Below are 9,330 nucleotides of genomic sequence, written 5' to 3'. Positions count from 1 at the left end.
TCCGTCGAGGTCGCCGAGCGCTATGGCCTGGGCTACGACCTGGTGGCTGGCGCCAACATCGTCGGCTTCCAGAAGGTCGCCGACGCCATGATGGCTCAGGGCATCTTCTAAGCAGCCTTCCGTCCTGTACACATACATTTCATAAATTGGAGGACGGGCCCCGCGGCCCGTCCTCCAAGATTTGAAACTCTGTCAAACAGTCTTCGATATTTCACAAAGTGATCTTTTCCCAGCGGTAAAGCGGGGGAAGAACAGGTGCCTCCGCTGCCCGGTTTTCTTCCTCGTGCCTTTGCCGCTTTTGTTTTAGGGAAAATGACTGATATTGGACGGGTTGAAATAGTCTTAGAAATCTGATATGATAATAGGGAAATCTTTGAAGGAGACGGATCTGCTCCTCACTGAGCCGTTCCCATCTCCAGCTGGATGGCCGGACGCAGCTCCTTGGCCCATTCCTCCGCGTACTTCACGAACAGACGGGTGATGGTGGAGGAGGGAGAACTGGGATCCACCGCGACGCCGATGTCCCGGGTCTGGGGAATGTCGAAGGGCTTCTTCACGATGCCGAACCGGTTGGGATGGAGGATCAGCTCGTGGACCACGCTGATGCCCAGGCCGCACTCCACCATGGCCAGGATGGCAAAGTCGTTGCTCACCTCATACCGGATGTTGGGCTTCTGCTTCAGGTGATCCAGGAAGTGGCTGATCTCATGGTCCTGTTCTTCCTTCAGGGAGATGAAATCCTCTGAGTTCAGGCGGTCCACCGGGAAGGTGGCCTCCTTCGCCATGGGATGGTCCGGCGGCATCACCACCACCAGGGAGTCCTGGAGGAGGAACCGGCCCTCCAGATCGTTGGATACCGGCAGCGCCAGGAAGCCGCAGTCGATGATGCCCCGGCGCAGCCAAGTCTCGATCTGGTTGTACTCACCGTTGATGAGCTGGAAGGTGATGTTGGGGTACTTCTCATGGAAGGACTTGATCATCAGCGGCAGCCAGCCCGTGGCCACGCTGGTGAATGCCCCGATGCGGATGAGGCCCGAGTGGAGCCCGTGGATCTCCGACACCGCGTATTGCAGGTCCGCATAGTCCTTGGCCACCGCCTGCATGGCGGGCAGCAGCAGCATTCCCTCGGAGCTGATCTCCACACCGGGCCGGTTCCGGGACAGCAGCGTCACGCCCCAGCTGTCCTCCAGGTCCGCGATCATCCGGCTCACCGCCGACTGGGTGTACCCCAGCTGCGCCGCCGCTTTGGTGATGCTCCCGGTCTCAATGGTCTTCAGATACGCCTGATATTTGCGGATACTCATAAATAGTTCCCCCGTTCTCTCTGAGAAAACCCGTATTCCAGTTTGGAATTTTCGGCAGAAAAAAAGTTCGCTTGTACATTTCAGTCAAAAATTATACAATAAAAGCGTGAAGATTTCAACAGAATCATCATGCAAAACTCATTTTTCTGTGAGAATTCCCAAAAACAGTCCCAAGTTGAGAAAAATCAAATGTTTTAAGGAGGACAAAGTCATGATTCGTTATTCTTTCATCGGCGCCACCGGCTATGTCTGCGGCGAGCTCCTCAGATTGATGATCAATCATCCTGAGACCGAGCTGGCCCATGTGGCGGATACCTTCGCTGTGGGTACCAAGATCCAGGATTCCCACCCCGCTCTGGTGGGCTTCTATGACAGCGAGATCATGGATCTGAACGATCCCAAGACCCTGGACACCATCATCGAGGACAGTGACGTTGTCTTCATCGTCGTTCCCTCCGGTGAGGTCTCTCAGTATGCCGAGAAGGTCATCGCCGGCGGCAAGAAGCTCATCGATATCGGCGCCGACATCCGGTTCCGTGATCCCGACGTGTGGGAGAAGTGGTATGGCGCGAAGCATCCCAATCCCCAGCTGAGCCACGACGCCGTGTACTGCATCCCCGAGATCTTCCGTGACCGCGCCAAGGGCAAGAGCCTCATCGCCAACCCCGGCTGCTATCCCACCGCCACCACTCTGGGCCTGTATCCCGCCCTGAAGAACGACATGATCGTGGAGAACACCATCGTTGTCGACGCCAAGAGCGGCTATACCGGTGCCGGCCGCCGGCCCGCTCTGAACAAGCTGCTGACCGAGGCCTCCGGCAGCTTCTGCTCCTACGCTCTGGGCGGCGGTCACCGCCACACCCCCGAGATCGAGCAGAACATCGCCTACATCACCGGCAAGGATCTGATGAAGCCCGACACCTGGCAGTACATCAACTTCCAGCCCCATCTGCTGCCCCAGGTCCGCGGCATCGAGGTCACCATCTATGCCACGCTGAAGGCTCCCATCACCAACGACGAGCTCTACAAGCTGTACAGCGACTTCTACAAGGATGAGTACTTCGTCCATGTGTTCCCCGCCAGCAAGCCCGTTCAGACCAAGTGGGTGGCCGGCACCAACTTCTGCGACATGACTCCCACCTACGACGCCCGCACCCATCGCCTGATCGTCAGCTCCGTCATCGACAACATCGGCAAGGGCGCAGCCGGCCAGGCCATCCAGAACATGAACCTCATCTGCGGCCTGCCCGAGACCACCGGCCTGATGGTGGCTCCCCAGTATCCCTGATCCTGTCTGACAGGGCGGATACGCTTCAACGCATCAAAACGGCGCCGCGTCCGGAGGGGCGCGGCTGCCAAAATTCATTTGCCGTGACGGCGAGTGGGGCCAAGCGCACCCGCTCCGGAGCATGGCGGAAAGGTATGGTCATCTATGGCATATAAGGAAATCGTTGGAGGCGGCATCACTACTCCCAAGGGCTACAAGGCCGGTGCCGTCTACGCCGCCATCAAGAGCCGCAAGGCTGAGAAGCCCGATGTCTGCATCCTCTACTCTGAGACTCCCGCTTCCTGCGCCGCGCTGTTCACCACCAACAAGTTCTGCGCCGCTCCCGTTCTGCTGGACCGTGAGATCCTGAAGAAGGGCAAGGCCCGGGCCATCGTCATCAACAGCGGCAACGCCAATGCCGCCACCGGCGAGCAGGGTCTGCGCAACGCCAAGCTGGTTGAGGAAGAGGCTGAGAAGCTGCTGGGTCTGGGCGAGGACGAGGTCTTCGTCTGCTCCACCGGCGTTATCGGCCAGCAGCTCCCCGTTGAGAAGGTCCTGGACGGCGTCCGCCGCATCGTGCCCGAGCTGTCTCCCGACAAGGGCTCCGATGCCGCGTGGGCCATCATGACCACCGACACCAAGCGCAAGGAATCCGCCTATGAGCTGGAGCTGTCCGGCGGCACCATCCGCATCGGCGCCATGGCCAAGGGCTCCGGCATGATCCACCCCAACCTGGCCACCACTCTGTCCTTCGTCACCACCGACGCCAAGGTGGACGCCTCTGTTCTGCAGCCCATCCTGAAGGCCGCTGCCGACAAGAGCTTCAACATGACCACCGTTGACGGTGATACCTCCACCAACGACTCCCTGTTCCTGCTGGCCAACGGTGCTTCCGGCGTGGCCATCGAGACCGAGGAGGACAAGGCCGCTCTGGCTGGCCTGGTGGAGCACATCTGCGTGGATATGGCCCGCCGCATCGCCTCCGACGGGGAGGGCGCCGAGCATCTGATGGTGGTGGAGGCCTATGGTCTGCCCACCGAGCAGGACGCCCGTCTGGTGGCCCGTTCCATCGCCGGTTCCACTCTGTTCAAGGCCGCTCTGTTCGGCAAGGACGCCAACTGGGGCCGTATTATGGCCGCCGCCGGTTACTCCGGCGCTGACGTGGATCCCACCAAGGCCGACTGCATCCTGAAGAGCGCCGCCGGTGAGGTCCAGGTCATGAAGGACGGCTTCGGCACCGACTTCAGCGAGGAGAAGGCCAAAGAAGTCCTCACTGAGCATGACGTCACCGTCATCGTCGACTTCCACAGCGGCGACGGCACCGCCATCGCCTATGGCTGCGACCTGACCTACGAGTACGTCCACATCAACGGCGACTATCGTTCCTGATCCCGCGCCACAGTCTGACAACAGAGGAGGGACCCCCGTTGGAAAACATTGAGGCCAAGGTCTCCACGCTGATGGAGGCTATGCCCTATCTGAAAAAATACGCCGGGAAGATCATCGTGATCAAGTACGGCGGCAACGCCATGATCAACGAAGAACTGAAGGCAGCTGTCATTCAGGACGTTGTCATGCTGAAGCTGCTGGGCATGAAGCCCGTGCTGAGCCACGGCGGCGGCCCCGGCATCAACAAGATGCTGGAGAAGCTGGACATTCCCGTGCAGTTCATCAACGGCCTGCGCTACACCTCCGAGGATATCATCCGGGTGGTGGAGATGGTGCTCATCGGCCAGGTGAACAGTGAGCTGGTGGGCCGCATCAACGCGGCCGGCGGCGAGGCCGTGGGCCTGTCCGGCATCAGCGCCAACATCTACAAGTGCGTGCAGCGCAGCGAGGAGCTGGGCTATGTGGGCGACGTCACCGAGGTGAACGCCGCGCCCGTGAAGGCCATGCTGGACGCCGGTTACATCCCCGTTGTGGCTCCTGTGGGCACCGACGGCAACGGCAACAGCTTCAACATCAACGGCGACACCGCCGCCGGCAAGCTGGCCAGCGCTCTGGGTGCCGAGAAGCTGATGCTGCTGACCGACATTGAGGGTCTGTGCAACGACATCAAGCTCCGGGACGTCATCAGCTACCTGAATATCGCCGACGTCCAGGGTCTGAAGGACCAGGGCACCATCGCCGGCGGCATGATTCCCAAGGTGGATTGCTGCGTTCAGGCCATTGAGGAGGGCGTCACCAACGTCCACATCATCGACGGACGCAAGCCCCACAGCATCCTGTACGAGGCCTTCACCAACGAGGGCATCGGCACTACGGTGGGCAAGGACCTGCCCAGCGTGGGCATCAAGTGGAAACAGTAAGCTCCTGCATACGCTCTGGGCTGGCCGCGCAGCCCGGAGCGGGAGAATAGATCAGAACCGATCAATCAAATGAAGGAGGAAATTCCCATGATCAAGAGATTCACCAGCAACGCCGAGGCCATCGCCGAGGCCGACAAGTATCTGTACGGCAACCACGTCAGAGTGCCCATCGTGATGGATCACGGCGAGGGCGCCTGGGTTTGGGACCTGGACGGCAACAAGTACCTGGACTTCGTGGGCGGCATCGCCGTCAACGGCCTGGGCCACTGCCATCCCGCCATCGTGGCCGCTCTGCAGGAGCGCGCCAAGACCATGCTGCACTGCTCCAACTACTACTACAATGAGCCGGCCATCCAGACTGCCAAGCTCATCGTGGAGAACAGCTGCTTCGAGAAGGTCATGTTCGCCAACTCCGGCGCTGAGGCCAACGAAGGTCAGATCAAGCTGGCCCGTAAGTATGCCGTTGACCATGGCCATCCCGAGCGCCACACCGTCATCAGCATGATCAAGAGCTTCCATGGCCGTACTCTGGCCACCGCCACCGCCACCGGCCAGACCCCCGTCCATGATCCCCGTTACTTCTCCCCGCTGCCCGAGGGCTTCAAGTATGCCGAGTTCAACAACCTGGACTCCGTCAAGGAGCAGCTGACCGATGACGTCTGCGCCATCCTCACCGAGCCTGTTCAGGGCGAGGGCGGCGTCCGTCCCGCCACCCAGGAGTTCCTGCAGGGCCTGCGCGACATCTGCGACGAGCGTGGCATCCTGCTGATGTTCGATGAGGTGCAGGTCGGTTCCGGCCGTACCGGCAAGCTGTTCGCCCATCAGAACTACGGCGTGGAGCCCGATACCTGCTCCATGGCCAAGGCTCTGGGCTCCGGCGTGCCCATCGGCGCTGTCTGCGCCCGCGGCGACGCTGCCAAGACCCTGACTCCCGGCACCCACGGTTCCACCTTCGCCGGTGGTCCTCTGGCCTGCGCTCTGGCTGCCACCACTCTGGACACCATGATCAACGGCGGCGTCATCGATCACTGCAGAGAGATGGGCGAGTACTTCCGTCAGGAGCTGCGCAAGATCGCTGAGAAGTATCCCAACACCGTTAAGGAAGTCCGCGGCCTGGGCCTAATCGACGGCATGGAGCTGAAGCTGGAGACCGGCGCTCCCATCGTTGACAAGTGCTATGAGAAGAAGGTCCTGATCAACAACACCGCTGGCAACGTCCTGCGCTTCGTGCCGCCTCTGATCGTCGGCAAGGAAGAGATCGACATCGTCTGCAAGGCCATCGACGAGTCCATGGCCGAGCTGGGCTATTGCTGATTTCCCGCCGGAAGAGCTCATTTTTGCAGGGATCCCGCCAGCTCTATGCGAGCGCTGTAGAGGCAGGCTGAGTTTTTCCAGTCTGTTTCCAGAGAATTTGACGGCGTGATGATTATGTCTTGCAATAACAGCTGATACGGTTTATAATGGGGACAGTGGGAATTCCCACTGTCCCCATCCCGGAACAGGTACGTATCCCTGTCCGGACATGTAAATGATGAGAGCTATGAGAGGAAGGAGTTGTTGTCGGCCCCCCATATCCCCAGCGCAAAAGCGAATACCTGAAATCCTCAGAAGTCAAGAATTACCACAAGAATCCGTTCCACGAAATGCGTTTTTCCGGCCAACAGGCTGGACAAATGTCAATGCATTTGAAGAAAGGTTGGTAACATCGTGAGTAAGGAAAGTAAGACGAAAGAACCGCGTATGCCAAAACTCTGGGAGGCCCTCGTGACCTTGCTTATTCTGGTCGCCGCTCTGGCGGTCGGCATCATCATTTATGGCGTTGATCCCCATGTGCCCATGTTCGTGGGCGTCTGCGCCGCCGCCCTGATGGCCATGCACCTCGGCTATAAGTGGGCGGACATCGAGAAGTCCATGATGGACGGTATCTACAAGGCCCTGCAGTCCTGCTGCATCCTGATCATCGTCGGTATCCTGATCGGCGTGTGGATCAACGCCGGCGTTGTGCCCTCCATGATCTACTACGGCCTGAAGGTCCTGCATCCCGCCATCTTCTTCATCGCCACCGTGCTGATCTGCTCCATCACCTCCCTGGCTACCGGTACCTCCTGGGGCACCATGGGCACCATGGGCGTGGCTCTGATGGGCATCGGCTTCGGCCTGGGCATGAGCCCCGCCATGACCGCCGGCGCCATCATCTCCGGCGCCTACTTCGGCGATAAGATGTCCCCCCTGTCTGATACCACCAACCTGGCGCCCGCCATGGCCGGTACCGACGTCATGACCCACGTGAAGGCCATGCTGATCCCCACCGCCACGGTTTACGCCATCACCCTCATCATCTTCGGCATCCTGGGCGTCACCCAGTATCACGGCGGCGACGCTGACCTGAGCCGCGTCACCGAGTTCGCCAACGCGCTGAACGCCGCTGAGGGCGGTGTGTTCAACATCAGCCCCATCCTGCTGCTGCCGCCGCTGATCGTTATCGTGGCCGTGGCCATGAAGGTGCCCGCCATCCCCGGCATCACCCTGGGCATCGTCTCCGGCGCTGTGCTGGGCATGATCTTCCAGCCCGACTGCAACTTGGGCACCATCTTTGATTACGGCATCAACGGCTACTACTTCAGCGAGGACGTGGCCGCCATGCTGGCCGCCACCCTGTCCGAGGAAACCTGCTACACCATGACCCGTCTGCTGGAGAGCGGCGGTATCCTGGGCATGATGTTCTCCGTGTCCATGACCATCATCGCCATGATGTTCGGCGGTATCATGGAGTACACTCACCAGCTGGAAGTCATCGTCAACAAGCTCAAGAGCCTGGCCAAGGGTCCCGCCGGTCTGGTCACCCTCACCGAGGTCACCTGCGTGGTCTCCAACGCCACTATGCCTGAGCAGTACATCTCCATCGTGGTTCCCGGCCGTATGTACGCCGAGGAGTACAAGAAGATGGGCCTGCATCCCTCCGTCCTGTCCGCTTCCCTTGAGGGCTCCGGCACCGTGACCTCCGCCCTGATCCCCTGGAACACCTGCGGCGTGTTCATTTCCGACACTCTGGGCGTGGGCGTTGCGCAGTACGGTCCCTTCGCGTTCTTTAACTGGCTGATGCCTCTGGCCACCATCCTGTTCGCCTTCCTGGGCATCACCCTGAAGGATCTGGACAACAAGCCCTACAAGAAGCAGGCTGTTGCGAAGTAAGGAATTAAGCATATGAGTGATCATCGAAATCGCTATCCCCAGCTGGAGATCGATCTCGACCGGTTACAGGAGAATCTGGCAGCGCTGTCTCAGCGCTGCCAGGCTTCTTCTGTGGGCATTGCCGGCGTGGTGAAGGGCTTCACCGCCCTGCCGGAGATGGTCCGGGTCTTTGACGAGGCCGGTCTCCAGTACATTGCCTCCTCCCGGGTGGAACAGCTCCGCCGCATCCGGGAATACGGCGTAAAGACGCCGCTGATGCTGATCCGCATCCCCATGCTCTCCGAACTGGAGGACGCCGTCTCCCTGGCGGAGCTGAGTCTCCAGAGCGACATCCAGGTCATCCGTGCTCTCAACGACGAGGCCGGACGGCAGGGCAAGCGCCACAAGGTCATCCTGATGGTGGACCTGGGCGACCTGCGTGAGGGCTTCTGGTCCCGGGAGGAGTTGATCTCCGCTGCAGTGGAGATCGAGACCCAGCTCCCCCACCTGGAGCTGGCGGGCGTGGGTACCAACCTGGGCTGTTACGGCTCCGTCAAGGCCACACCAGAGAAGATGCATGAGCTGATCGCCGCCGCCGAGGCGGTGGAGGCCGCCATTGGCCGGAAGCTGGAGTGGATCTCCGGCGGCGCGTCCACCTCCATCCACATGGTGCTGGAGGGCACTATGCCGGAGCGCATCAATCTGCTCCGCCTGGGCGAGTGCCTGGTGCTGGGCCACATCGTGGACTGCGACATGGACTTCATGCACCGGGACGTATTCACGCTCCGGGCGGAGGTGGTGGAGTGCCGGGACAAGCCCACCTATCCGGTGGGTGAGCTGTCTCAGGACGCCTTCGGCAACGTTCCCAGCTTCACGGACCGCGGCATCCGCCGCCGGGCGCTGCTGGGTCTCGGCCGGGTGGACTACGGCGATCCCTTTGACCTGGAGCCCCGGATGGAGGGTGTGGAGGTGCTGGGTGCCTCCTCCGACCACACCATCCTGGACGTGGAGGACGTGAAGGAACAGATCCACATTGGCGACGTGCTGGAGTTTGACCTGTGCTACGCCACTATGGTCTACCTCACCAACACGGAGAGCGTCCATGTGGTCTATCGCAAAAACGGAAAGCTCCTGGATACGGAATGATCTTCCGGGGGGGGGGGGGGGGGGGGGGGGGGGGGGGGGGGGGGGGGGGGGGGGGGGGGGGGGGGGGGGGGGGGGGGGGGGGGGGGGGGGGGGGGGCGGGCGCGTCTCGCAGGGCCTGATACTAGAAAATCAT

At 60.8% G+C, this 9,330-nt stretch carries 7 protein-coding genes; 6 read left to right on the top strand and 1 reads right to left on the bottom strand.

From position 1 onward, the window contains the following. Positions 1–395 precede the first annotated feature (395 nt). Complete coding sequence (locus ACTNBU_RS11890; RefSeq protein WP_441034232.1) at positions 396–1,304, bottom strand: LysR family transcriptional regulator; 909 nt, start codon at positions 1,302–1,304, stop codon at positions 396–398. A gap of 211 nt (positions 1,305–1,515) precedes the next feature. Between ACTNBU_RS11890 and argC the strand changes: the two genes are divergently transcribed. The 6 genes from argC to ACTNBU_RS11860 all read left to right on the top strand — a co-directional run bounded on the left by argC (position 1,516) and on the right by ACTNBU_RS11860 (position 9,197). Next, the gene (gene argC / locus ACTNBU_RS11885) at positions 1,516–2,592 is read left to right on the top strand and encodes an N-acetyl-gamma-glutamyl-phosphate reductase (RefSeq protein ID WP_441034230.1); all 1,077 of its coding nucleotides are present in this window, start codon (positions 1,516–1,518) and stop codon (positions 2,590–2,592) included. A 144-nt stretch (positions 2,593–2,736) separates the two neighbouring features. Next, complete coding sequence (gene argJ, locus ACTNBU_RS11880) at positions 2,737–3,960, top strand: bifunctional glutamate N-acetyltransferase/amino-acid acetyltransferase ArgJ (protein ID WP_441034228.1); 1,224 nt, start codon at positions 2,737–2,739, stop codon at positions 3,958–3,960. A 71-nt stretch (positions 3,961–4,031) separates the two neighbouring features. Then, positions 4,032–4,880 (top strand): acetylglutamate kinase, encoded by an 849-nt coding sequence (argB, locus tag ACTNBU_RS11875; protein WP_441034234.1) that lies wholly within the window; start codon positions 4,032–4,034, stop codon positions 4,878–4,880. An 87-nt stretch (positions 4,881–4,967) separates the two neighbouring features. Further along, complete coding sequence (locus tag ACTNBU_RS11870) at positions 4,968–6,194, top strand: aspartate aminotransferase family protein (protein WP_441034227.1); 1,227 nt, start codon at positions 4,968–4,970, stop codon at positions 6,192–6,194. A gap of 426 nt (positions 6,195–6,620) precedes the next feature. Further along, entirely contained in the window at positions 6,621–8,072 is a 1,452-nt protein-coding gene (gene nhaC, locus ACTNBU_RS11865; protein ID WP_441034225.1) for a Na+/H+ antiporter NhaC, read from the top strand. Positions 8,073–8,084: 12 nt separating this feature from the next. Beyond that, the gene (locus ACTNBU_RS11860) at positions 8,085–9,197 is read left to right on the top strand and encodes an alanine racemase (protein ID WP_441034223.1); all 1,113 of its coding nucleotides are present in this window, start codon (positions 8,085–8,087) and stop codon (positions 9,195–9,197) included. Positions 9,198–9,330 lie beyond the last annotated feature (133 nt).

Source organism: Dysosmobacter sp. HCP28S3_G4, assembly GCF_052065175.1.
GTDB lineage: Bacteria > Bacillota > Clostridia > Oscillospirales > Oscillospiraceae > Oscillibacter.
Note: the sequence above shows the minus strand (reverse complement) of the source record. Positions and strands in the feature narration are given on the sequence as shown.